The following is a 24128-nucleotide window of genomic DNA, read 5'->3' as shown; positions in this document are numbered from 1 at the left end:
CATCACAGTTTCTAAAAATAAAACGTTATTGATCAAGCAACCGGTCACGCACCATCGCAATGTGTTGCTGGCCGGTGGCATCGTTTTGCCAAGACTGAATTTTCACATCCCCGTTTCTGAATTCCTCAAAGAATTCACGTCCTTGAAGCTTTTCAATGACTTCGCTAAAGGTCGCGCGCGGTGTAAACCAATCCTTGTGACGTTGCTCAAGACGTTCAATGTCACGTTCCAGATCTGACATTTCCTCGATCATGCCATCGCGATCAACCTGTGCGCGACGGGCATAAAGGGGGCGGCGTGGCGTCATCAAAATCAGGACAGACCGTTCGAAGTGGCGCTCAACCCGCTGAGAGAACAACAGATTAAGGATCGGAATATCCATCAAGCCGGGCACGCCATCGGCTGATTTGGATGTTTCGCGCTCGCTCAATCCGCCCAGCACCAATGTCTCGCCGAACTTCATGGTTACGGTCGAGTTCACATTGGTTTTGGTGGTGTCGAGACGGAATTCAAATACCACTGAATTGGACGGGTCGGTCAGGAAGGTACGCTCTGCGACCACATGCAAGCGGATCATATCGTCGGGCAAAATTTCCGGCGTCACGGCAAGTTTGACGCCAACCTCCTTTTGCACCGACACGCTGTCACCATTTCCGCCCGAAACCGCCGCAGCAAGAATTTCAGTTCCCGAGAAGAATTCCGACGTTTGCCCGGCTTGTGCGACCAAACTTGGTTTGGCCAAAACCTGATTGTTCGCATCAGCGGAATTGGCAATGTTCAAGGAATATGTCACGGCTGGAATGCTGATTGCGCGTGTGATTGTTTGCGTGCTTTCCTCCAGTCCGGTATTCAAATAATCCTTGGTGCGTGTCGATCCATAGCCAAACCCCGCCGTCCCGGTCAGGGGGTCGCCAAACTGCAACTGCAATCCGTTCAACAGATTGATTCCACGCGAATTGCGAACATCTTCCTGGGTTCCGATCAAGACAACATCGACCACCACCATGCTTGTATCGGCAAAACCTTGCTGTCCTGAATTACCTTGCGCGGAGGGGGCGCCATATCCCCCCTGCTGCTGAGAATAGGGATCGGGTGCTGCACCGTAAGGAGCAGGTGCCGCCGCACCGTAGGGATCACTGGAACCGTATGGATTGTTGCCCGGACCATATGGATCATTGCCATATTGTGCCATCATAACCTTGGCATCATTGTCATAGAACGATTGCCATCCCTGAACCCGGTCTTCGAGATATGCGATCGTTTCCGGTCCCAGAACGGCCTTGCGATAGGCCGATACAAACGACGATGCCCCCGCACGATCATCCATCGCCGCCAACGACAATGCGGCGGCTTTCAGGACTTCGGGCTGCTCCTTGGTCTCTGGGGCCACAGCCAGCAAGTGTTTAAGGGCGGCTTCCGCCGTTTTGGGGTCACGGGCATAATATGATGCGGATGCCAGACTATACAGCACCGCCGGGTCGTCACCACGATGAAGGGCGACGGCCGCGAAATAGCCCTGTGCGAGGACATAACGCCGTTGGTCCATATACAAAAGGCCCAACTGATAATTGGCCGACAAGTTCCCGGGGTCGAATTTAAGCGCCTGTTTGTATCCTTGCTCGGCCAGCTCGAACTTGCTGGCGTCGCCCTGAACCCCCATCAGGTGATAGGTCAAACCGTTGAGAAACTGCAAATCCGGATTGGTGATATCAAGTTTCAAAGCCAGATTGATCAAGCGTGATGCTTCATCCATGTTCTGGGCTTCCAGTGCGTTAATACTTTCGCGCACTAGTACTTGAACGGCATCATCTTGGACGACGGAATGTGTGAGAACCGGTTTTTGGGCAATATCGCGCGCCACTGACGGCGTTGCATTACCACCCAAGGCGCCATCAGACATCAAACCTGCTGTCTGACAACCCGCAACCAGCAACGTTGATAGAACCAATGCGCCCCTAAAGGACGTCTTAAGTATCGGATCGCGTTTAAATTGTTTACGTATCTGGACCAAGCGCCACTTCCCCACAAAGAATCAACCGTCTTAATTGCTTAAATGCAAAGCGCCCCCCGGCGCCGACGGCCATTTATCATTCGATCTTTGGCAATCCGGGGTACGAGACTGTCCGGATTGCCAAAGCCATCAAAAACTGAAAAACAGAACGAAAAGGGCTGAAATTGCCTCAGCCCTTTTCCCTTATTCCATCTGGTAAATTTGATTGTTCTTGGTCAGGCGCCATACCTGCCCGCCGCCAGCACCGACGGCGTTAGACTCCGTGTCTTGTGCAATCATATCCCAATCGCGTTTCTTGCCATTGAACAGGTAAGTCTTGCCGTTCGTGCCAACGATGATCGCTGCACCTGGGATATCAACCGCAATATCGACAGCAGTACCAGGAAGCTTCTCCCACTTCCTGTTGTTGTCATGGACATAGATATCGCCTTTGTCGTTCACGACCCAGGGTCGACCATTCTGATCAATGTCGATCCGTTTTGCCGATCCGGCAACGTTTTGCCAGCGGTTTCCGTCGCGGAAATGGATGCTGCCATCCACACCAATGATCCAGACACCCTTGGCACTGGCACCAATATCCTGTGCCGCCGGGCCGGGAATACGCCGCCATTTGGACCCCGATTGGGAAAATATCTGCCCCGTTTCGTTGACGACCCAGGCCTCATTATCGGAAACGGCAAGACGGGTTGCCGCACCGGACATTTTGGTCCATCGCTTTGCGGTTTTCGCGCGTTTAAATATTTCATACCCGCCACCGGCCTTGGTCATGCCGATTACATACGTCGTTCCATCCGTTCCAATTGCGACATCGGTGGCTTCTCCCGGTACAAGGTCCCATTTCGCCGAACGCCCGGCCGAGGCGTCAATACTGATCGATTCAATCTGGGTTAACGTGATTGTGTCATTCTTAGTTTGGCCGCCATCAATAGCAGTATCGATATCGAAGTTGCCGACAACAACCTTGCCGTCTTCAAACGTCACGCCGCTCTGTGCCTTATCAGACGGCATCAATTTCGCCCAAGTCTGTACTTGCGGCTTGATCGACTCCTGGGTCATGAGGCCCCAGTTCGTTAATACCTCTGTCCGCCCGTTATCGGTCAATAGAAGGCGGGATAAGTTTACGGGCTTTTGCGAGTTCGCCAGGGCGTCAGTGATAATGGATGACTGTTTGATCTGATCCAGGGCAATATCGGTTCCGATGCTGGCGACAATCGAGCTTGCGGTCAAAATAATCATTGTCGGCGCCATAAATGCCATAGAGGTGGAAGCGACATTACTCGTCGTTGCTACTATTCTCGTTGTTTGTTCAATGCCTTCTTTCAGGTAGGGAAAAATTGCTTGGCCAACCGTCCCCACCGCTTTGGCGACGGACGTTGATACAATCGTTGCGGCCCCAAGCCCTGCATATGCAACGACAACTGCAGCACCAGGTGCAAGTAACATGATGTCGCCTACCTGGTCTTCCATTTGTGGCGGACGAACACCAATATCATTGGGATTCAAGCCGTCTGACATACCTGGACGCACTACCTTCAAGCCGCGCTCCCAGCTTTGCCAGACGCTTTGCATTTCTGTCGCCACCAAAAGCCGGGATTTTTGGACGTACAAGGCCATATAGTTCAACAAGTCCCGTTCAGGCTTGGTCTTTGGCCCTCTTTTGATCACGTTGAAAACATGCATATAAACGGCCGCCTTTAGGACCACCGATTCCTCGGGTTCCGTCAGGATTAGGTTCCAAGCTTCGGCTTTTAGCTCGTCTGTTTTGGCTTTATTGAGTCCAGCTGCTGCGATGTAATTGGTGATGCCTTCATCGATCAGCGTACGGTCCTTAATCACCTCGGCAACAATCTCATGGGCGCCAGGCAGACCGAACAACCCATTCGGCGTGCGTCTTGCGGGTTCCCAACGCATGGTAAGGTATTCACAAGCCTGATTGGTCTTAACGCCATAAACCGACCGGACCGAATTCACCGGACATGACCAGCAGGTTCCCCCGTCGATGAAGTCGAAATGTTCCCCGGCCGGACATGATAAAGAGGCCATTTTGGTCGCCGACACCAATGATTCATTTCGGAAACACGCTTGGCTTCCTGTCACCGCATTGATGGTGCGGCTGAAACCGTCCGGACAGGTGTAGCAGCTGCCATTGAGATCGGGGAACGCCCCTTCGGGGCAAACCCGGTCGATGAATTCGGCCCGGCGCGCGTCTTCAAAAATCTTGCCGCAGGCATCCCAAGAATCCACCGAGGACATGGTGCGTCCGAACTCGGCCGGGCAAGCCCAGCACTCGCCGCCGTTGCGACCGTCAAAGAACGACCCTTTAGGACAAGCCTTATGCTTGCCTGTTCGCGTCGCGCCTGTGTATTGCGTGGAAATTTGCTTGGAACAGGCTTTCGGCGTATCGACCGCGAAACCGGTTCGGTTGTAACCACTTGGGCAGGAGAAACAGGACCACGTTCCAATATCAAAGAAAGACCCGTTTGGGCATCTACCGACGGCATTGCGGGTCTTCGTCGCCTTACCAAAACCACAAGGCGGCATAAGCTTACCCGTCTTCAAATCCATCGCACCGCAAATCACATGGCCTTCCTCTGGGGGCGATCCGGATACGATCGTCAGTGATTGTGTTTTTGCATCAGACGCATTTGCCAAAGCACCGATGATGAAAACAATCAGGACAAGTAAAGTTCGCCAGACTGTGTCCGCGGACCGAAAACGGGTTCCCATGGGTCATTCCTCAACCAAAACATGTTGTCTTTTGCGCCTGTAATCCTGCGATGGATCGAAGATCAAAGCGCAAATGCCACGGGATTTTCCCATGGACTGCGTTGGGGATGAGAAGAACCGGGATAACCCGAAATGATTGCCTGACAGCAGATCAATCAGCGACACACCAAGTCTCTAAAGAGCAAGGCCAAAGCGTTGAATGCTGTCAAAGAACAGTCCTGACAAGTTTCAGGACTGTCCACTGAACAGAGTGTTCCCCAGTCTCCGTCACGTCTGAAAATGAAGACAAGACGGCCCAATCCCCGCGCAGAGAATTGAACAGGTGCTGCGATAAGGAAACACGTATTCATAAGCGGTCATACGTTTATGACGCTTTTCGGATATTGCGGCCGTTTTTCGGATATTGGAGGGAGATGCTCTATGCGTTTTTACGGACGGTATCGGATGGAAGTTCGCCAAACTCCCGATAATAATCCTGTGCAAAACGGCTCATGTGTGTGAAGCCCCACTGTTTCGCGACGTCCGAGATCGCATGTCCGTCTAACTCTGCCAGCAAGATTGCCCGGACGCGTCTCAATCGAACAATGCGCAAATAGGCCATCGGGGTCTTACCATACGCATCCAAGAACCCCCGTTGTATTCCGCGATACCCACACCCAGCTACAGCCGCGATGTCGGCAAGCCCAATTTTCTTGTCGGCATGGGCGTGGATGTAATCACGCGCACGTTTGATGTAAAATGGAACAACCATCGTGGCATCACGGCCATTCATGGTGTCCTGATAGCTGTTGGGCAGAAGGCTTAGGCACTGGGTTAACAGGATGTCTTCCATCTGTGCTGTGACGATTGGATTGTGCATTTCGCGCAAGGGACCATCAAGTGCTTCGGCGACATAGTGAACTGTATTGCGGAAAATAGTCCAACCAAGCGCACAGGAATCAATCGCGGGATCGAAACTCAATCCCATCAAATCGATGTCTTCGCCAACCAGAGAACGCGCATGATTTTTCAATTTTTCCTTTGATAACCTAAGGACGAAGGCGCCGAAGTTATCTTCCGTGGCGCTTACCGGTGCAGCCAAGTCACGCATGAACCCCCGACCGGCTGAGAATGTCAGCTCTTTTCCACAATGTTGGGCAACCCCCGAGCCACTGGTAAGCATATATAACAGCAGCCCGTCCGGATCCTGTTCAGAAGAAGTCACACTGAGTTTGGTCGCATCGAGAGTCACATGCATTAGGCTGATGTCACCAGACTCCACGGCGGCAACACGGACATTCAATTCCGCATTCGGCCCCTTAATATCAAAGTCATGCCGCGAGGCAAGATCCATGATGGACTCGCGAACCTCATCTAAATCGTTCGAAGACAAAATCGTATGGTTTTGCAGATAGGTCATTGCGGCCCCCAATGTCCATCCCCCGAATAATGGGCCATTGCCCAGATAACAGAGCAATGACGACCCAAACGTCCGGTCAAGGAAGACACCCGGATCATATTCAAAAAGAATGTAATAATCTATTTAAGATTGATTTGCAGGCAAGGCACAATAGGTCTTATGGCCCGTTAAGTCCTTAATACCAACAACACAGTGCAAAAAAGCCCCGCCAAGATATCTCGGCAGGGCCTTTCGCAATGGGTTCCAATATAGGGCAGTATCAAGCCCGTATATTTAAAATGGGCTTTTGCGATGGTGCTCACCCAATGTCGGGGAGCCCAATTTACGACGTGGCTGGATCGGAAACGTCATCTTCAAGAACCCAGCCGTCATCCGTGCGGCAGGCTGATTTTATCTGCTGACTGGTGCGGTTGCGGGCGGTCAGTTCCTGCCGGTAGGTACGACACCAGACACCTTTTTCAGTTTGAACGGTCTTGAGCGGTGTGATTGCAATCTCAAGCGTTGCCAATGATGCAGTTTGTGTTTCACCGGAATTGTTGTTTTCAAGCGCGGCCTGAACGGTTTTACTCAGGCTTTGACGATCGCGTTCGGGAATTTTTGCCGGTGCCGGACCAAAGGTGGTCAGTTCTTCGCTTTGGTCCTGTCCGGAATTCCATTTGCGTTCACGTTTGACATAAAACCCGACTTCTGGCGCGTACCACCACGTGGTTGTTTGCATCCACCACTGTTTATAGTACCGCGAACATTCCACGACAAAACTGTCAAACGTGCCCGCAGGAACCGTTACCGTCTCAGTTGCCGGGACCTTGCAGGTTAACCATTGTTCATAGGTGTTGGTTTCACCAGTATCTGGGGCCGTACTTTCCGATCTGGTTGAAACACGCACCATCTTGTCGACTTCAAGCGGCCAGATGCTTTCAGATCTTTCCTTGATCGTCGCGGTGCCGGTTCGTTTTTGGTCATCCTTATCTGTATAAGACCAATCAAGGTTGGGGCCGGTGAAGTCGGCAGTTGTTTCAAACACATAGTCGCCGCCGCCATTCCATTCAATGCGGTCACCCTCGATGTCACGGACATAAATCGCGCGCCCGCTATCATAGACAAAGGCGTCCCCAATCCCGAAATCGGGTAAGGATGCGGTGCCAAGTTCTGGACCGGTATTCGGGGTTTTTTCAGCATATTCACCCAGTCCATCGTTGATATTGTTCAGGGACTGGGAAAAATCGCTCATGGTGTTTTCAAACGTCTGACAGGCGCCAAGTGTCCCCAGGCCCGTAACGCAAGAAAGCGCCAGAAAATGGCGCAGAAGTTTTGACGTACTCATTGTCTTGATCCTGCTCATTCTTTTTATTTCGGGCGTCCTACGATCAATCGCAACTGACAGCGCCGCCGAACGCCGGGGCTATCAGTTGCCTTAAAGTTTCTGTTTCGGGCTGTCGGGCGTGTCGGCATCGCGAAGCTCAACGCCGGGGATCAGGCGATACACGGTTTCCCAAGCACCTTCATCCGTCCGGCAGGCGCGGCCATAAAACTCTTCAAGCCCGTCGCTATTGACCGGATTAACCGGAAAAGTAACCCGATATTCCCGGCAGAACCGCCCGGCCTGACGGAAGGTTCGTAACGGTTCAATCTGGATTTCTTCGTTGGCACGATGATCGGGATCAAGTGCTACGTTGCGGATACTCCCACTGAGCGTTTTTTCCAAGGTCTGGCTTATTTCCATGTCCAGAACCGGGTTGTTCACAGGGGAATAGGAAGCAGACTGAGCATTGGGTGTTGTGAAAGCCCCAATGTTGTCCGTGGTCATATTCTGATTAAACACATTACCCCCGACAAAGGCGATCAGAACCGCCGCTGCTGCCCCGATGCCGGTCCAGATTGCACTGTTGCTGTTGGCAGCCTTGCGTATGGCAGCAGACTGATCTTTTCTATCCGTCGAATGCACATGACCAGAGATCGGTTTCTGATCAAGGATATCCGCAATATTTTGCGAAAGCTCCGGATAGATCGCGTCATTGAGAAGTCGTTCAGACTGATTGCGCAGCATGACGGATTGTCCGGCCATGACGTTGAATTGCCGTGTTAGAACAGGACAATTGGCAATCCGGTCCTCAAGCTTGCGGCATTCCGTCGGGGCAAGTTCGCCGTCGATATAAGCCGACAGCAGTGTATAGTCTTGTTCTGTGAGTGCTGTGGTCATGGCGAACCTCTTTGAATGTCGTCACGGTTGGTGTTCTGGCTATCATCATCATGCATCATCGCAAGCGCCTTGCGTGCCCGTGCGACGCGGCTCATCACTGTGCCTGCTGGGGCATCAAGAATGTCGGCAGCTTCGCGGTAGCTGTATCCTTCAATAAGAACCAGTGTGACCGCTGCGCGCTGATCTTCGGCAAGTGCAGCAAGCGCTGCCTGTAAGAACAATCTGTCCGTCCCACCATGGCTCTGTCCGGGAAGTGCACTTTCGCGCGCATCTTCAAACGAAATGACATTGCCTCGGCGTTGTTCGCGGCGCTTTTCATCAATCCAGCTTGTCTGGATAATGCGATAAAGCCAGCTGTCGAGACGTGTGCCCTGTTCGTATTGATCAATGCGTTCGACGGCTTTGATATAGGCAGTTTGCACAAGGTCTTCGGCTGCGACAACGTCGCGCGTCAATGACCGTGCAAATCGAAGCGCGCGCGGTAACAGGTCTGTCAGTTCCGTCTTTAGTGCGGTGTCCAATCCAACCGTCCCGTTCTGGTTCTGTTGTTTATATTGTGTATAGAACGCGCGCGCGGTGCTGTTTCTTCCATCACACTTCAAAAAAAATGTGCGAAAAATTTTCAGGACAGGGGAAGAAAACCAATCGCGGTTTCGTTGTCCTGCCAAATGAACGCATCTTTCCACCTAATGGACTGGAGAAAAACAATGTCGAACCAAGAGATGAAAACTCTGCGCACCAAGATTGCAACGGCAGGTATTCTGGGCTTCGGGGCCTTTGCCCTGATCGCAACGCCGGTTTCCTTCAGTTCGGACCATTTTGGCCTCACCGATAATGCTGCTTTTGCCCAAGGCAATGGTAACGGCAACGGTGGCGGCAATGGCAATGGCGGTGGAAACGGCGGTGGCAACGGTAACGGTAACGGCGGCGGCAATGGTAATGCCGGCGGTAACGGTGGCGGGAATGGGAATGGCGGCGGCGGTGGTGCCAACGGCGACAGTGGACCAAGCGGCCCTGATGGCCCAGGCAACAGCTCCAACGCGGGCGGTAATGGCAAGGGCAATGGCGGCGGAAATGGCAATGGCGCCGATGGTCCGGGCAACAGTGCCGCGGCGCGCTCAAACGCAAGCAGCCTTGGATTGCAGTCTAAAGGCGCACGTTCGGCATCCACCGAAACCGACGAAGAAGACGATATTAAAGGCCGTTCAATGCCACGGGGCATAACCACGGCACCGGGCCTTGCAGGTGCCTTGCCGCCGGGTATTCAACGCGTATTTGGCGCTCCAGCCGGTCCTGATGTTGATCCCGACGTCGAACAGGAAATCATTACCAAGGGCTGGAAAGAATTGACCCGTCCTGATGCTGGTGATGACACGCCCGACGATGGCGAACCCGATATTGGTGATACAGGCGATATTGGTGATACGGGTGACACAGGCGATACTGGTGATACTGGTGATACTGGTGACACTGGTGACACTGGTGATACCGGCGATACAGGTGACACGGTTGGGGATACCGGGGATGCTGCTGAAACGGGTGATACCGTTTCATAACAACCAACCCCAAAGCAGTTGATCCTGCTTTGTATGCTGCGGTCTGTCTCGTGGCCGTTGCAAACTCAAAACCCCGCTTGGTCTTTACCGGCGGGGTTCTTTTTTGCCGTGGTGCGGTCATCATGCTGGTCAATTCATCAGGTCTGGCTTGCACTGGCTTCGCGGACCTTTCGATGACCACCCAAGTTTAGCGTCTTTCGCATGCTGCATAAAAAACAAAACCCCGCCGGATGCACCGGCGGGGTTTCTTGATTGGCGCAAAGCTTTGGGCAATCAGCCCATTGCAGCTTTGAGACCTTCGTCCAGTTTGTCGAGGAACTGGGTGGTGGTCAGCCATTTCTGGTTCGGGCCGATCAGAAGTGCCAAATCCTTGGTCATGAAGCCGGCTTCGACGGTGTCGACGCAAACTTTTTCAAGGGTTTCAGCAAATTTGACGACTTCTGGCGTACCATCGAATTCACCACGGTATTTCAGGCCCTGCGACCATGCAAAGATCGACGCAATCGGGTTGGTCGAGGTTTCTTTGCCCTGCTGGTGCTGGCGATAGTGACGGGTCACGGTGCCGTGTGCGGCTTCTGCTTCGACGGTCTGCCCATCCGGGGTCATCAGAACAGAAGTCATCAGACCGAGCGAGCCAAAGCCCTGTGCCACGGTGTCAGACTGAACGTCGCCGTCGTAGTTCTTACAAGCCCAAACGAAACCACCGTTCCATTTCATGGCACATGCGACCATGTCATCGATCAGGCGGTGTTCATAGGTGATGCCAGCAGCTTTGAATTTATCCGCAAATTCAGTCTGATAGACTTCTTCAAACAGATCTTTGAAACGGCCATCATAGGCTTTCATGATGGTGTTTTTGGTCGACAGGTAAACCGGCCAGCCAAGGTTAAGACCATAGTTCAAGCTGGCACGCGCAAAGCCCTTGATGCTGTCATCAAGGTTATACATCGACATGGCAACGCCCGAAGACGGGAAGTCAAAGACTTCGTGTTCGATGGCTTCACCGCCGTCTGCCGGCTGGAATTTAATCGTCAGTTTACCTGCGCCCGGAACTTTAAAGTCGGTCGCACGGTACTGGTCGCCAAATGCATGACGGCCAATAACGATCGGCTGGGTCCAACCCGGAACCAGACGCGGCACGTTCGAGCAAATGATCGGCTGACGGAAAACGGTACCACCGATGATGTTACGGATGGTGCCGTTCGGCGACTTCCACATTTTTTTCAGGCCGAATTCCGTTACACGTTCTTCGTCCGGGGTGATGGTCGCGCATTTAACACCAACGCGGTGTTCCTTGATGGCGTTTGCCGCATCAATGGTGATCTGATCGTCGGTCTCATCACGTTTCTGAACCGAAAGATCGTAATATTTCAGGTCAATGTCGAGATAAGGCAGGATCAGTTTGTTTTTGATGAAGTCCCAGATGATCCGGGTCATTTCATCGCCGTCGAGCTCGACGACTGGATTCTTAACTTGAATCTTGCTCATAGAATACTCCCTTGCTGGCCGCTGCCGGAATACAGCGCGGCTGCCATTCAAGATGGTTAAATCTTTGTCTTCCGGCGCGCGAGGGAGCGCCCTGGCCGCGTCGGGAGCCCGAACATACAGGAAGCCATCGGAAAATCAAAGAGGGTGCGGCTGCAACAATGTGATGAGGGCGCAAAAACCCCGAAACCTGCGCGTTCCAAACGGGTTTGCTACCGGTTTGCAGAGCAAAAAGTATAATAATCCCGAACGTTTAGGGCACGTTGTCACGAATTTCGCAAAATTGCTCCGATTGCAACGAATGCCCGGTGACCCTGATCAGGATCAATGACCAATCGTTCAGTAACGCGATATGGTAATGATATTGGCCGGGGCAGGGGGAGACTCCGGAAACCTTTTTTGGGGAAGTTTCATGAACCTGATGAATGAAAACGTCATTGTTCTGGTGATCTGTATCGTTGGTTTTTGTCTTCTGGGGTTTGGCTTTACCAACCGCGACCGGAACTGGGGTGTGGTGCTGATGTGGATCGGCGTTGTGACCATGCTGGGCCCGATTGCCTGGCGGTTGCTGACGCTGTTTGCATAAACGGGCAGTGGCAATGTTTGCAGATCGGGCAGTTCTTGAACTTTTTCTGACCCGGCTTTGATTGGGGTAGGGCTGCAATCGCGCAGAATATATTTCTCAACACCCGCGAATGACGGGAACAAGACAGATTAGCGTGAGACTATTTTTCGTGTTCGACACAAATCTTTTCAGAGTCCTTGTCTGACAGCGGCACATTCAAAAGTCCGCAACGGTTGGGCATGGCCGCGTTTCCCGGTTTGTCCGTGCGCAGGAAAAAGCGGCAGCTTGCACAAATTCCGAAGCTTTTCCCTTTATTACGAAGGATTGCCTCATTCAGGACTTGAGAAAGGGCATCTTGTAGGGACAAACCGTTCCGGGTTGCTTCGATGCAGGATGCTAGCTTTTGTCGCGGGTCATTTACCAGCTTCTGTTGTCCCGTAGGGGTAAGGGCAATATCTACCGAGCGTTTGTCACGTGCACTGGGCGTTCGCTTAATGCACTCCTTTTTCTCGAGCGCAATCAGTGTCTGCGAGACTGTACCGCGCGTTGAGCCGAGATATTCTGCAAGCGCTGCTGGCGTTCGTGAAAAGCTGTTTGCTTTGGCAAGATAGCGTAATGCCTCCCATTGTGCCGGGTTTAGATGGCCTTTTTGTTCTTCGGCCTGCATCAGGCGCGCTATCCGTTCAATCAGATCTGCCGCTTTATGTGCGTCGGTGTTCATTTTGATAGCTACTCGATACTAAATGATTGACTTTTTTGTGGTCCGCGAATATACATAATAGCGACTCGATACTATTCACGCAAGGATCGCAAAATGAACGCACGTATTCTCTCCCTGGCTGGAGCCGCCCTGATCGCAGGCGTGGTTGACAGCTCAGCATATGCACACCGGATTGAAGCTCCCCTGACTGCAGATCATCCTGCGTTTGACATTCATCATGCCGATATCGTTCGCAAAGATACAACCCTTGAACTCACCATGCATTTCGAGGGTCGTCCAGGAACCGAAACACCAGATTCACATGGACAGTTGGCTGGCGCCCCGGTCTGGTCATATGTGTGGCCAACCACGATTGACACCTCTGTAATCGGTTTTGATGCAGGTGCCGGTATTCTTTCGTTTGCGGTAACATCCCATCCAGACTTCGATGACACGCCTCTTTTTGATGAAGACGGTGATGGTGATCCGGAAAATGACGGTCGTCGCTGGCATTCACATTGGGTGGTTCTTGTCCCGGATGATTCCTGTGGACAGGGCGGGTTGAAGGTTCGCGATATTCCTGAGGGTGCAACCCCCAGTCTGCCCAAAACCTGGCCGGGTCTTCCTATTCTGATAGACAGCCCCGGTTGGCATCCGCGCTTCACCCAGGACAGTTTGGTCGTAACGGTCCCATTTGATGCGCAAGCTGATCTTAAAGGAATCAATTTTGATGCGGTGACGGCTGCCTTGCAGGTGAATGCCAGCGTTCATGATCCTCTTTTGTGTGTGACCGATGTGTTTGAAGCGGCCGGCGGCCTGAAAATGCCCGGCATGATAGACTAAGGGAGCCGCCGATGGGAAAAACAGCATTGGCCATTCGCCATATCGGTTTTGAAAACCTTGGTGCTTTTGCTCCGGCAATAGGCGCTGCGGGGTATGACATTTGCTATCATGATGTTGGTATTGATGACCGGGACGGAATGGAAACGCTTGACCCCGACCTGTTGATCGTTCTTGGGGGGCCCATCGGCGCGCACGATGAACATAACTATCCTTTTCTTAAGGACATTATTGGTTTTATTGCCAGTCGACTGGAACGTGATCGGCCGACTATGGGAATCTGCCTCGGGGCACAACTGATTGCGCGGGCGGCCGGAAGCCGCGTGTATCCCGGGCCCGTGAAAGAAATCGGTTTTTCTCCGATCACACTAACCGAGGCCGGACAGAAATCGTGTTTGGCGGTCTTTCATGAAAACCCGACAACTTTGCACTGGCACGGTGATACTTTTGATTTACCACAAGGTGCGCAGCTTCTGGCAAGCAGCCAGCAATATGAAAACCAGGCCTTTTCTCTTGGCGAGAACACTATTGCATTCCAATTTCACTCCGAAGCGACGTCAGTTGGTTTTGAGCAATGGCTGATTGGTCATACAGCGGAACTGTCGGATGTAGGGATAAATATCCCCCAGCTTCGTGCAGATGCTGCGGTGTTGGGGGCGTCACTCCACAAAAAGGCTGACGCTGTTTTCAGGTCTTGGCTCAACCAAGTTCGGGTTTGATTGGCGATCTATCTGCGTGGCTATCGCCCGGCTGGATGCCATAGCCACGTAGGAACATGTCGACAGCGGCAATCACATGGCTGTGCAAGTCCTTGGCCTGGGGTTCCCAGTCGATATAGGACATCTGGCGAATGTCGTAATCGGCCTTGACCAGACTTGAGAAAAACACCGCAGCCTGTTTTGGGTCGGCCTTGGGAAAGTTTCCTTCGGCCATTTGGCGTTCGAAATAGGATGCAATGAACTTGCGTCCGGTCATCAATCCGCTTTCATAAAACACTTTTCCAAGTTTGGGAAACCGGGGAACTTCGCCCAGAAATAGCCGCATATACCGGATGGTATCGGGTGTTGTCAGAAGCGTCATCAAGGTTTCGCCGTAATGAATAAGGGCCGCGCGCAAGGGCAGGTCGGTCAACTCAAGCCCCGCCATGACGGAGGTTACCCGCCCCGTGCAATCACGGATGACGGCCTCAAAAACCCCATCCTTATTGCCAAACAGCTCATAGATTGTCCGGCGTGATCCGCCCGCTTCGGCGGTGATCATTTCAAGTGTCGTGCCCGCAAGACCGTGCTCACAAAACAGTTCTCTTGCCGCGTCGATCATGACGTCACGGCGTTTGAGCGTTCTGGGGTCTATTTTCCGTGTTTCGGACTTTTTTGCGTCGGACAAATGATTTGTTCCAATTCTAGACTTGACGTTTGGTACTGGTTGGTACCATAAAGATGCAAATGGTACTAGGCAATACCAAAAGGAACTAAGACAGTCATGAGTGTGAAGAAAATCATTCTGCCCCTGATCGCAGCGGCGGTTATCGGTGGCGGTGGATACTACGGGTTCTACTGGGTGACCGAGGGTCAGTATTTCGAAAATACCGACAATGCCTATTTGCAGGCCGACGAGGTTGCCATTTCGCCCAAGGTCTCTGGCTATGTTGGTCAATTGCGGGTTGATGAAAACCAGTCGGTACGCAAAGGCGATCTGTTGTTGTCGATCAAGGACGAAGATTACCGTCTTGAACTGGCGCAGACAGATGCGGCACTCGAAGCGCGCCGTGCAGCCGTAATCACGATGGATCAGCAGATCGTGCTTCAGGAAGCCGCGATCACGCAGGCCGATGCTAATGTGCGTATCGCCAAGGTCGAATTGGACCGCACGACCGAAGATTTCCAGCGCTATGACGATCTGGTCAAAAAGGGGGCTGCCAGCCGCCAGAAATTTGACTATGCCAAAGCCGACCGCCAGAAAGCACAGGCGCAGGTTGCGGCTGCCAATGCGACCATGGCGGTTGAAAAAGGCCGTCTTGGTGTTTTGCAGGCTCAGAAAATTGAAGCCGAACGTGCCGTCGGTCAGGCAGAATCTGCCCGCGACCTTGCCGTGCAGGCATTGGACGATACCAAGATTTATGCACCGTTTGACGGCGTGATCGGCAACCGGTCGGTTCAGACCGGGGCACTGGTTCAGCCCGGTGAACAATTACTCGTCCTTGTCCCGTTGCCGGGCGTTTACATCGTGGCAAACTTCAAGGAAACCCAGATCGGTCACATGGCACGTGGCCAAAAGGTCCGGGTGGAGGTTGATGCCTTTCCCAATGCCGATATCACCGGCCATGTCGAAAGTTTCGCACCGGCCACGGGCGCACAGTTCAGTCTGTTGCCGCCTGAAAATGCAACCGGCAACTTCACCAAAATTACCCAGCGCGTGCCGATCCGCATCGCACTTGATAACAGCAAATGGGCAACAGCCCTGCGTCCCGGTCTGTCGGTGGTGGTTGATGTCGATACCCGCGATGCCGATGGCACGCAACATGTCGCCGGATCCGGACTTGTGCCCGGTGTGATTGCCAGTACGGAAGTTTCGGAGCTTAACTAATGAGCAACACCGCCCCCAGTTCACCTGATACATCCGCCTCACCCGCGCAAGGGGGAATGCCCGTGCAAAGCGGACAGGTTGATCGTATCCAGTTCATTGGCTGGGTGGCGATGGTTGTCGGTATGTTTCTGGCGATCCTTGATATTCAGATCGTCGCCAGTTCGCTTGAAAACATTCAGGCCGGGCTTTCGGCAAGTCCCGATGAAATAGGCTGGGTACAGACAAGTTACCTGATTGCCGAGGTAGTGATGATCCCGCTTTCGGGGTTCCTGTCGCGTCTGATGTCGACCCGCTGGCTGTTTGTGATTTCGGCCATCGGTTTTACGGTGATGTCGATTGCCTCGGCCTTTGCATGGTCAATCGAAAGCATGATCTGGTTCCGGGCGCTGCAGGGGTTCCTCGGCGGGGCGATGATCCCGACGGTGTTTGCCACGACCTATATCATTTTCCCGCCGGAAAAACGCAATACCGCCTCGGTGATGATTGGCCTGATTGCCACCATGGCCCCAACTGTCGGTCCGACATTGGGCGGGTTTTTGACCCAGTCCCTGTCGTGGCACTGGCTGTTTCTGATCAATGTCATTCCGGGGATTTTGATCGCAACCGTGGTTGGGATGACCCTTCGGATTGATAAGGGCGACAGATCCCTGCTTAAGGGGTTTGACCTTAAGGGGCTGATCGCCATGGCGGTGTTTCTTGGCAGTCTGGAATATGTGCTCGACGAGGGGCCGAAAGACGACTGGTTTGATGAAACTGCAATCGTTTACGGGACCATTGTCTGTGTGATTTCCGGGATTTATTTCTTCTGGCGGATGTTTCGCTATGACAAGCCGATTGTTGATCTGAAATCCTTTGCAGATCGCAATTTCACCATGGGCTGCGTGTTCAGCTTTACCCTTGGCATCGGCCTATATGGCAGTGTCTATATCATGCCGCTGATGCTGGGCCGTATTCGCGGCTATGACAGTCTTGAGATTGGCATTGTCATGGCCGTGACCGGTATTGCCCAGTTCCTGTCCGCCCCGATCGCGGGCAAGATGACGGCAAAATATCCGCCACGTGTCGTTTTGGGCATCGGGTTACTGCTGTTTGCCGTCGGCCTTGCGATGCATGGCTTTAACACCAGCGAAGTATCATTCAATGAGCTGATCTTTCCGCAAATCGTGCGCGGTGCGGCTTTGATGTTTTGCATGTTGCCGGTGACCAATCTGGCACTTGGTACTTTACCGCCCGAAAAGATCAAAAACGCCAGTGGGCTTTATAACCTGATGCGCAACCTTGGCGGGGCGATTGGCATGGCGGCGATCAATACGTTGCTTGATAAACGCATTGATTATCACTTCTCGCTTTTGTCCGAACATATCAACCCGGCCAGTACCGCCTTCAAGCAATATCTTGCCACCATGATGGCGCGCTATTCAGAAATGGGCATTGCCGAACCGAAGGCAGCTGCGATGAAAACCATCGTCCAAATCGTCACGCGCGAAGCATCGATGATTTCGTTTAACGATGTCTATCTTGCGATGGCCGCGACCTTCTTCATCGCGTTTCTTTTATTGCCATTGGCAAAACCGCCGCGCGCGTCGGTGGACGGAGGTGCCGCGCATTAACCCGATATGCCATTTGGACCATGGTCCTGACGGCGCAGAAACAGGCCGCACACAGTTCCCCCGACCCCGCGAGCTTTTAAGCTCGAGTGCGGCTTGGCCGGTCCCCGTCCCCCGGGGGCCGGCATTTTTTTGTTTATGACAGAAATATGATCTGCGGTTTTGTAGGATGATTTTTGTTCGCGACTAGGGTGTCTTGGTGTAAGCTATGGCAAACAAAAGATAAAATTAAGACGACCATGGACATGGCAGACGGCATTCGGGGCAGGGGAGCCTTATCCCTCTTCTTCGGGAAAAAGGTGCATCCGTGCTGTATTTGAACACAGTACGGAAATGAATTGCCTGTTCTTTAACTGATGGGACCGCCTGGCACGATCGTAAGGTCAAAGCATAATTGCTTTGGCCCATTCGTGAGGTGTGCCGCTATGTCGTTAAAAAGCATTTTTCCCAGAATTTTCGGTCTTGGATTTTTGGGCACCTTTGGCGTTGTTCTGTTTGGCTGGGGGACAGCCGCACAGGCGCAGTCCGATGATTCCGATCTGGCCAAACAATTGGCCAATCCGGTGGCCAGTCTGATCAGCGTACCCTTTCAATTAAATTACGATGGTGGCTATGGCTCCGAAGACGGCGACAAGACGTATTTAAACGTCCAGCCGGTCGTGCCCTTAAGCCTTAATGACGACTGGAACCTTATTTCGCGCACCATCCTGCCGCTCGTTTACCAGAACGACATTCGCGGCAATAGCGGCACCGATGCCGGACTTGGTGACACGGTGCAAAGTTTCTTTATCTCCCCTGTTGAACCCACATCTGGCGGCCTGATCTGGGGCGTTGGTCCGGCATTGCTGTTGCCGACGGCAACCGACGATGCACTGGGCAAGGACCAGTGGGGCGCGGGGCCAACCGCGGTTGGTCTCTATTCAAAGGGCGGCTGGACCTATGGGGCGCTGACCAACCATATCTGGAGCAGCGATGAAGGATCGGCCGCGTCTGAAACCAGTGCCACCTTTTTCCAGCCCTTCCTTACTTACACCACCTCCGATGCCTGGAGTTACATTCTGAACTCCGAAACAACCTATGACTGGGAAGGCGACCAATGGTCCGTCCCGGTCAATGCACTGGTGACCAAACTGACCAGCATTGGCGATCAGAAAATCAGTGTCGGCGGCGGTGTTCGATACTGGGCCGAAAGCCCGGATGCAGGGCCCGACGGTTGGGGCATCCGCCTGCAATTAACGTTCCTTTTCCCGAAGTAAGTCCCGAAAAAAGCGGGCAAATTCCAAAGTAAACAAACGGAGTTTGAAACAATGACGAACTATAGTCTGAAAAATGTGACAGGTGCGCTCGCGGGCGTTCTGATGTCGTGCGTCATTGGTGGGGCCGCATTTGCGGCTGATCCAAAACCGGCAACTGAAACAACACAGACCACGAATGCAGCGGTCCTTGATCAGTTGCCGTTCGATAATACGGATGATTTTGAAGATGCTGCGCGTGGCTTCATCGCACCGCTGCCCAACAATGGTGTGATTACGGGCAAGGACGGTCAACCGGTCTGGGATGCGTCCGTCTATCAGTTTGCAAAGGGCAAAGAAGCCCCCGATACGGTGAACCCCAGCCTGTGGCGTCAGTTGCAATTGATGACGCAGGGCGGCTTGTATGAAGTCACCCCGCAAATCTATCAAGTGCGTGGTGCCGACCTGTCGGTGATTACCTTTATCGAAGGCGATACCGGCATTACCATCGTCGATCCGCTGATTTCGGCGGAAACCGCGAAGGTCGCACTTGATCTTTATCGTGAACATCGCGGCAACAAGCCGGTGGTGGGCGTGATCTATACCCACAGCCATGTTGATCATTTCGGTGGCATTCGCGGTGTGGTCGATGAGGCCGATGTCAAGGCGGGCAAGGTGCATATCATCGCCCCGGAAGGTTTCACCGAAGAAGCCATTAGTGAAAACGTGTTTGCCGGCAACGCGATGAGCCGCCGTGCGACGTATATGTATGGCAACCTTCTGGGCAAGGGGCCGAATGCCGGTCTTGGAACCGGTCTTGGTCTTGGCACGTCGACGGGCGAAATCACCCTGATCGAACCGACCAATATCATCATGAAAACCGGCCAGACCATGGAACTTGATGGTTTGAACTATCAGTTCCTGATGGCGCCGGGGTCCGAAGCGCCAGCCGAAATGCATTTCTTCATCAAGGAGCTCAAGGCCCTTTGCACCGCCGAAAATGCTACCCATACCCTGCATAACCTTTATACCCTGCGCGGGGCAAAGGTACGTGATGCACGCGCCTGGGCCGGATATCTGCAACAGACGCTGGAAATCTGGGGCGGGCAGGCCGAAGTCCTGTTTGCGCCGCATCACTGGCCGGTCTGGGGCAAGGAAGACATTGTTGAACGTTTGAAAAAACAGCGCGACATCATGAAGTACCTGAATGATCAGACGCTGCGTCTGGCCAATATGGGCTACAACATGGAAGAAGCCGCCGAGATGATCAAAATCCCGGACGAGCTTGCAAACTATTGGGCCGCACGCGGTTATTACGGATCGGTCAAACATGACATCAAGGCGGTCTGGAACTTCTATCTTGGCTATTTCGATGGCAATCCATCGCGTCTTGATCAGTTGCCGCCTGCCGATGCCGGCCCGAAATTCGTTGAATATATGGGCGGTGCCGATGCGGTGATCGAAAAGGCCCAGGCTGATTTCGACGAAGGCAATTATCGCTGGGTCGCACAGGTTCTTGATAAGGTCGTGATGGCCGAACCGGACAATCAGGACGCCAAGGACCTTTTGGCCGATGCGCTTGAACAAATGGGATATCAGGCCGAAAGTGGTCCATGGCGTAACTTCTATCTGTCCGGGGCACAGGAATTGCGCGGTGGTATTCAGGAATTGCCAGCCCCCAATACCTCATCGCCCGATATCATCAAATCCATGCCGCTGACCATGTTCCTTGATTTCCTTGCGGTGCATGTCAATGGCGAGCGCGCGGCAGGCAAACGTATCTTCATGAACTTTACCATGACCGATACCGACGAAGCCTATGGTGTGGCGCTCGAAAACGGGGTGCTGAACTATTACAGCTCAACGTTTGACCAACCTGACGTGGCGCTGAGTGTGGCACGTTCGGAATTCAATGACGTCATGCTCGGCAAGACCACGCTTAAAGATCAGGTCGATGCAGGCAAGGCCGACCTTGAAGGCGATGCGGCCATGTTCGACGTATTCAGAACGACACTCGATACGTTCGAATTCTGGTGGCCCATCGTGACCCCGAAAGAAACGATGTAATCTTTTCGGCCATTTGAATGGTTGATACATGAAACGCCCGGGAATGAAGTCCCGGGCGTTTCTGTCTTTCGGCAGGGAGATCACCGAAAGTAAGGCAAGACACGGTGTCATCACACCCAACTTAATCGGGGGACGTTGGGCGATGAACGTTCCCCGGGGAAAGGGAACCGTGCCTTGCCCGTCGCATGGGTGAGGTCAACCCGCAGCGATCAGGGTCAGGCCGATTTCGCGGCCAGCGCGCGTTGTTTTGACGCATGGCGCTGTTTGGAAACCGTAATCTGGACTATCCCGGCCATGATCAGCAGGGAAGAGATCCAGAACACACTGTCATGTGTCGGCGGCGGCGTGAGGTCAAAATTGGCGGCAATCATTTCAAGCCCAAGCAGGATGAACGGCAGGATACTGGTTGACAGAATATACTTTTCAATCCCGGCGGTTTTGATGGATCGCAAGGATAAAACCATTGCCGGACCGCGAAACAACGCCCCGATCAAAAGCCCGGCCAGCAACGTTTCGGTGCCAAAGAACCCGTCCATCGAGGTATAGGGCAGGGGAACCGGACTGATCAGGCCGATCAGGGGCGGGAATATCAAAAAGATCGATGCGGTGATCAAAAGCAACACCCCGGTAAAGCGCAAATGCGCCCAGGCGTCCTTGATCTGATTATCGGGATGCAGTTCGGCCAGAACCGATGATGCGATTGCCGTCACCTCGGACGCCAGCATCAATAAAACCGCCGGATTTGAAAAGCCGCCGGGCAAATGCCACGCCAGCCAGACCGCGCCTGCAATCAATGTCGCATGGCCCAGCCATTCCGAATGCCCCGGTACGCGGCCAAAAATAAAGGTGGCGGCAAGGGCGGCCAATGGCATGCCGGTTTGGGACAGAATCCCGCTTTCGGGCGCGCTGATATATAAAAGCGCCATTGTCCATGTCACCCCGGTCATCACCCGCAAAAAGCCATAGGCCCAATTGATCGGCAGGGTAAATTGCCGCCACGGAATACGCCTGCCCGGTGCCAGAAGCACAAGTGCCAACCCGCCAAACACCAACTGCCAGCAGGTCATGGCATAGGGGTCAATGTCAAAGCTGGTCAGTGCAATTCGGTTGCACACCAGCAACATCGCCCAGAACAAGGTGGTGGTAAAAAGCAGGACCAATACAGACATATGATAAATTCATAAAAGTTATGATTGATCGGGTATTCTGCACCGGTTACGTGAAAATGACGACCAGATTTTTGGGATAATTATCTGAAATTAATTCATGAAAACAAAATCCCGCCGCAAGAAGTCCTTGCGACGAGATTGTATGGGGTGGTGTTTGATTCTGGTTTTTTATGCTGTGTCTTAGCGAATGCCAGCCCTTAAGAACGCCTGAATGAACTGGCGCTGGAAAATCAAAAACGCCATCAAAAGCGGTAAAATGGTCATGAGGGTGGCCGCACTGATCACTGAAATATCCACCCCGGTTTCCGGTGCGCCGAATAAGGACAATCCCACGGTTAACGGCCGTGTGTCGGGCGAATTGGTGACAATCAGCGGCCACAGGAAGTTGTTCCAGTGGGTTGCAATCGACACCAGCGCATAGGCCAGATAGACCGGCTTGGCGGCAGGCACATAGACTTTCCACAAAACCCCCATCCAGCTGCATCCTTCAATCCGCGCGGCTTCTTCAAGCTCAATCGGAACGGACTTGAATGCTTGTCGCAGCAGGAAAATACCAAACGCACTTGCCATATAAGGAAGGCCAATACCAAGGGCAGTATCAAACAGGCCAAGTTTGGAAACAATCGCGTAGTTTTCGACAATCAGCACTTCGGGCAGGATGAAAAGCTGCAAAAGCACAAGGATGAAAACCGTATCGCGGCCTTTGAACTCAAACCGGGCAAAGGCAAACCCGGCCAGCGTACAGAGCACAAGTTGACCCGCCAGAATAAGTGTCACCAGCACAACGGTATTGGTGAAATAGCCAACCCAAGGCACCGCGTTCCAGACATAGACAAAATTCTCAAACGTCAGCGGGTTTGAAAAATCCATGCCAAGGGCCGTACCCGATGGCTGTAATGCCGCCCATGTGGCAAACAGCAACGGCGAAATCCAGACAATCGCCAAAACCCACGCCCCGACGGCATCGAAAACCTTATCAAGGTCGGGCAGGCGGTGTTTGGATGATATTGATGTAACAATCGTGTTCATCGGTAATGGGTCCGTTTTTCAACCAGCCGGAACTGAATGACGGCAACAATGCCAAGGGTCAGAAGGATAAGGATGGTCATGGCCGCGGCGTGCGGGCTGTCGAAATAGGCAAATGCCATCTCCCAAATCCAGTACAGGATCAGCTTGGACGCATTGTTCGGCCCGCCCTTGGTCAGGATGAACAGATGGTCGATCAGTTTGACCGAATTGATCATCGCATTGACGAACACAAAGATCGTGGTTGGCATCAAAAGCGGCAGTAAAATCCGCCGGGTATAGGTCCAGCGACCCGCCCCCTCAATCCGGGCTGCTTCGCGCAAATCGGGCGGAATGGTCTGAAGGGCGGCGAGATAAAAGATCATGAAAAATCCGGATTCTTTCCAGATCGTCACGATAATGATCGACGCCAGTGCGGTTTCAGGCTGACCGAGCCAGTTGGTCGGTTCTGCGCCGAAAAAACCGGTAATCTGGTCAATCACCCCCAGATCGGGCGTATAGAAAAACAGCCATAAATTGGCCGCAGCAATCATCGGTAAAATGGTCGGCGTGAAATAGGCACTGCGCACAAAACTGCGGGCCGGAATATGCGCATTGGCCCAAAGCGCCATGGCCAAGGCAAAGAAAATCGACACCGGAATGGTGATGCCAGCATAAATCAGATTGTTAGACGCCACCGTCCAAAAGGTCGGATCGGCAAACAGATCGCCATAATTATCAAGCCCGGCAAACACCGACGGACGGCGCGTGGTGCCGCGCGTAAACAGGCTATGCCACAAGGTCGCAATGGCCGGGTAAAAGGCAAACAGGCTCATTAATGCCAAGGCCGGGGCGGCGAGCATCCAGCCATAAAGCGCCAGTCGGCGCTTTTGAAGTTGGGCCATCTCGTTCATGGTCGGCACGTCCTGAAATCAGAAAACTGAAAGTCATCAAAGAAAAAAGGTGCCGAAGCGGGCAT

Annotated in this window: 20 protein-coding genes; 8 read left to right on the top strand and 12 right to left on the bottom strand. The window is 53.0% G+C overall.

The annotated features are described in order from the left end of the window. Positions 1–25: 25 nt before the first annotated feature. The 6 genes from AMM48_RS21315 to AMM48_RS21290 form a co-directional block, all read right to left on the bottom strand. Positions 26–1900, bottom strand: coding sequence for a type II and III secretion system protein (locus tag AMM48_RS21315; protein WP_102785720.1), 1875 nt, complete (start codon positions 1898–1900; stop codon positions 26–28). A gap of 294 nt (positions 1901–2194) precedes the next feature. Then, a complete protein-coding gene (locus tag AMM48_RS21310) occupies positions 2195–4738 on the bottom strand; it encodes a tectonin domain-containing protein (RefSeq protein WP_102785719.1) in 2544 nt (847 codons plus the stop codon). Between the two features lie 418 nt (positions 4739–5156). Continuing rightward, positions 5157–6137: a helix-turn-helix transcriptional regulator gene (locus tag AMM48_RS21305; RefSeq protein ID WP_102785718.1), complete on the bottom strand. Its 981-nt coding sequence runs from the start codon at positions 6135–6137 to the stop codon at positions 5157–5159. 322 nt (positions 6138–6459) lie between these two features. Further along, complete coding sequence (locus AMM48_RS21300) at positions 6460–7461, bottom strand: hypothetical protein (protein ID WP_102785717.1); 1002 nt, start codon at positions 7459–7461, stop codon at positions 6460–6462. Positions 7462–7551: 90 nt separating this feature from the next. After that, positions 7552–8337, bottom strand: coding sequence for a hypothetical protein (locus AMM48_RS21295; protein WP_102785716.1), 786 nt, complete (start codon positions 8335–8337; stop codon positions 7552–7554). Beyond that, positions 8334–8858 carry an RNA polymerase sigma factor gene (locus AMM48_RS21290; protein ID WP_102785780.1) on the bottom strand — a complete coding sequence of 175 codons (525 nt, stop codon included), beginning with the start codon at positions 8856–8858 and terminating at the stop codon, positions 8334–8336. Before AMM48_RS21290 ends, AMM48_RS21295 begins: the two co-directional genes overlap by 4 nt. Positions 8859–9044: 186 nt before the next feature. On the opposite strand from AMM48_RS21290, the gene AMM48_RS22250 reads away from it, so the two are divergent. Next, positions 9045–9893 carry a hypothetical protein gene (locus AMM48_RS22250; protein WP_102785715.1) on the top strand — a complete coding sequence of 283 codons (849 nt, stop codon included), beginning with the start codon at positions 9045–9047 and terminating at the stop codon, positions 9891–9893. Between the two features lie 273 nt (positions 9894–10166). Here the strand turns inward: AMM48_RS22250 and AMM48_RS21280 are convergent, their stop codons facing one another. Beyond that, positions 10167–11381, bottom strand: coding sequence for an NADP-dependent isocitrate dehydrogenase (locus AMM48_RS21280; protein WP_102785714.1), 1215 nt, complete (start codon positions 11379–11381; stop codon positions 10167–10169). A gap of 409 nt (positions 11382–11790) precedes the next feature. Here AMM48_RS21280 and AMM48_RS22245 point away from each other — a divergent pair, with 409 nt between their 5' ends. Further along, entirely contained in the window at positions 11791–11964 is a 174-nt protein-coding gene (locus tag AMM48_RS22245) for a hypothetical protein (protein WP_158246502.1), read from the top strand. 139 nt (positions 11965–12103) lie between these two features. Here AMM48_RS22245 and AMM48_RS21275 read toward each other — a convergent pair whose 3' ends face one another. Further along, positions 12104–12664, bottom strand: coding sequence for a MarR family transcriptional regulator (locus AMM48_RS21275; RefSeq protein WP_102785713.1), 561 nt, complete (start codon positions 12662–12664; stop codon positions 12104–12106). A 93-nt stretch (positions 12665–12757) separates the two neighbouring features. Between AMM48_RS21275 and AMM48_RS21270 the strand changes: the two genes are divergently transcribed. Further along, positions 12758–13486 (top strand): hypothetical protein, encoded by a 729-nt coding sequence (locus AMM48_RS21270; protein ID WP_102785712.1) that lies wholly within the window; start codon positions 12758–12760, stop codon positions 13484–13486. Between the two features lie 11 nt (positions 13487–13497). Further along, entirely contained in the window at positions 13498–14202 is a 705-nt protein-coding gene (locus tag AMM48_RS21265; RefSeq protein WP_102785711.1) for a glutamine amidotransferase, read from the top strand. Here the strand turns inward: AMM48_RS21265 and AMM48_RS21260 are convergent. Continuing rightward, a complete protein-coding gene (locus AMM48_RS21260; RefSeq protein WP_244271340.1) occupies positions 14183–14869 on the bottom strand; it encodes a TetR/AcrR family transcriptional regulator in 687 nt (228 codons plus the stop codon). The genes AMM48_RS21265 and AMM48_RS21260 overlap by 20 nt on opposite strands. A gap of 96 nt (positions 14870–14965) precedes the next feature. Here AMM48_RS21260 and AMM48_RS21255 point away from each other — a divergent pair, with 96 nt between their 5' ends. The 4 genes from AMM48_RS21255 to AMM48_RS21240 all read left to right on the top strand — a co-directional run bounded on the left by AMM48_RS21255 (position 14966) and on the right by AMM48_RS21240 (position 20975). After that, a complete protein-coding gene (locus AMM48_RS21255) occupies positions 14966–16069 on the top strand; it encodes an HlyD family secretion protein (RefSeq protein WP_102785709.1) in 1104 nt (367 codons plus the stop codon). Then, positions 16069–17679 (top strand): DHA2 family efflux MFS transporter permease subunit, encoded by a 1611-nt coding sequence (locus AMM48_RS21250; protein WP_244271339.1) that lies wholly within the window; start codon positions 16069–16071, stop codon positions 17677–17679. The genes AMM48_RS21255 and AMM48_RS21250 overlap by 1 nt, the downstream gene beginning before the upstream one ends. A gap of 422 nt (positions 17680–18101) precedes the next feature. Continuing rightward, the gene (locus AMM48_RS21245; RefSeq protein WP_198413578.1) at positions 18102–18932 is read left to right on the top strand and encodes a transporter; all 831 of its coding nucleotides are present in this window, start codon (positions 18102–18104) and stop codon (positions 18930–18932) included. A gap of 51 nt (positions 18933–18983) precedes the next feature. Then, on the top strand, positions 18984–20975 hold the full coding sequence (locus tag AMM48_RS21240) for an alkyl sulfatase dimerization domain-containing protein (protein ID WP_102785708.1): 1992 nt from the start codon (positions 18984–18986) through the stop codon (positions 20973–20975). Between the two features lie 215 nt (positions 20976–21190). Here AMM48_RS21240 and AMM48_RS21235 read toward each other — a convergent pair whose 3' ends face one another. The 3 genes from AMM48_RS21235 to AMM48_RS21225 form a co-directional block, all read right to left on the bottom strand. After that, positions 21191–22144, bottom strand: a complete 954-nt coding sequence (locus tag AMM48_RS21235) for an EamA family transporter (RefSeq protein ID WP_102785707.1) — start codon at positions 22142–22144, stop codon at positions 21191–21193. A 180-nt stretch (positions 22145–22324) separates the two neighbouring features. Next, a complete protein-coding gene (locus AMM48_RS21230) occupies positions 22325–23173 on the bottom strand; it encodes a carbohydrate ABC transporter permease (protein WP_181951602.1) in 849 nt (282 codons plus the stop codon). Continuing rightward, on the bottom strand, positions 23170–24063 hold the full coding sequence (locus AMM48_RS21225) for a sugar ABC transporter permease (protein WP_102785706.1): 894 nt from the start codon (positions 24061–24063) through the stop codon (positions 23170–23172). The genes AMM48_RS21230 and AMM48_RS21225 overlap by 4 nt, the downstream gene beginning before the upstream one ends. Between the last annotated feature and the right edge of the window lie 65 nt (positions 24064–24128).

It is taken from the genome of Thalassospira sp. GB04J01 (genome assembly GCF_000751115.1).
GTDB classification, from domain to species: Bacteria; Pseudomonadota; Alphaproteobacteria; order Rhodospirillales; family Thalassospiraceae; genus Thalassospira; species Thalassospira lucentensis.
The sequence above is the reverse complement of the archived record's forward strand: the minus strand, read 5'-3'. Positions and strand labels throughout refer to the sequence as shown.

Excerpts from the sequence above, each read along its gene's own strand:
- AMM48_RS21315 (WP_102785720.1), bottom strand. The coding sequence starts at position 1,900 with ATGTCTGATGGCGCCTTGGGTGGTAATGCAACGCCGTCAGTGGCGCGC.
- AMM48_RS21310 (WP_102785719.1), bottom strand. The coding sequence starts at position 4,738 with ATGGGAACCCGTTTTCGGTCCGCGGACACAGTCTGGCGAACTTTACTT.
- AMM48_RS21305 (WP_102785718.1), bottom strand. The coding sequence starts at position 6,137 with ATGACCTATCTGCAAAACCATACGATTTTGTCTTCGAACGATTTAGAT.
- AMM48_RS21300 (WP_102785717.1), bottom strand. The coding sequence starts at position 7,461 with ATGAGTACGTCAAAACTTCTGCGCCATTTTCTGGCGCTTTCTTGCGTT.
- AMM48_RS21295 (WP_102785716.1), bottom strand. The coding sequence starts at position 8,337 with ATGACCACAGCACTCACAGAACAAGACTATACACTGCTGTCGGCTTAT.
- AMM48_RS22250 (WP_102785715.1), top strand. The coding sequence starts at position 9,045 with ATGTCGAACCAAGAGATGAAAACTCTGCGCACCAAGATTGCAACGGCA.
- AMM48_RS21280 (WP_102785714.1), bottom strand. The coding sequence starts at position 11,381 with ATGAGCAAGATTCAAGTTAAGAATCCAGTCGTCGAGCTCGACGGCGAT.
- AMM48_RS22245 (WP_158246502.1), top strand. The coding sequence starts at position 11,791 with ATGAACCTGATGAATGAAAACGTCATTGTTCTGGTGATCTGTATCGTT.
- AMM48_RS21275 (WP_102785713.1), bottom strand. The coding sequence starts at position 12,664 with ATGAACACCGACGCACATAAAGCGGCAGATCTGATTGAACGGATAGCG.
- AMM48_RS21270 (WP_102785712.1), top strand. The coding sequence starts at position 12,758 with ATGAACGCACGTATTCTCTCCCTGGCTGGAGCCGCCCTGATCGCAGGC.
- AMM48_RS21265 (WP_102785711.1), top strand. The coding sequence starts at position 13,498 with ATGGGAAAAACAGCATTGGCCATTCGCCATATCGGTTTTGAAAACCTT.
- AMM48_RS21255 (WP_102785709.1), top strand. The coding sequence starts at position 14,966 with ATGAGTGTGAAGAAAATCATTCTGCCCCTGATCGCAGCGGCGGTTATC.
- AMM48_RS21250 (WP_244271339.1), top strand. The coding sequence starts at position 16,069 with ATGAGCAACACCGCCCCCAGTTCACCTGATACATCCGCCTCACCCGCG.
- AMM48_RS21245 (WP_198413578.1), top strand. The coding sequence starts at position 18,102 with ATGTCGTTAAAAAGCATTTTTCCCAGAATTTTCGGTCTTGGATTTTTG.
- AMM48_RS21240 (WP_102785708.1), top strand. The coding sequence starts at position 18,984 with ATGACGAACTATAGTCTGAAAAATGTGACAGGTGCGCTCGCGGGCGTT.
- AMM48_RS21235 (WP_102785707.1), bottom strand. The coding sequence starts at position 22,144 with ATGTCTGTATTGGTCCTGCTTTTTACCACCACCTTGTTCTGGGCGATG.
- AMM48_RS21230 (WP_181951602.1), bottom strand. The coding sequence starts at position 23,173 with ATGAACACGATTGTTACATCAATATCATCCAAACACCGCCTGCCCGAC.
- AMM48_RS21225 (WP_102785706.1), bottom strand. The coding sequence starts at position 24,063 with ATGAACGAGATGGCCCAACTTCAAAAGCGCCGACTGGCGCTTTATGGC.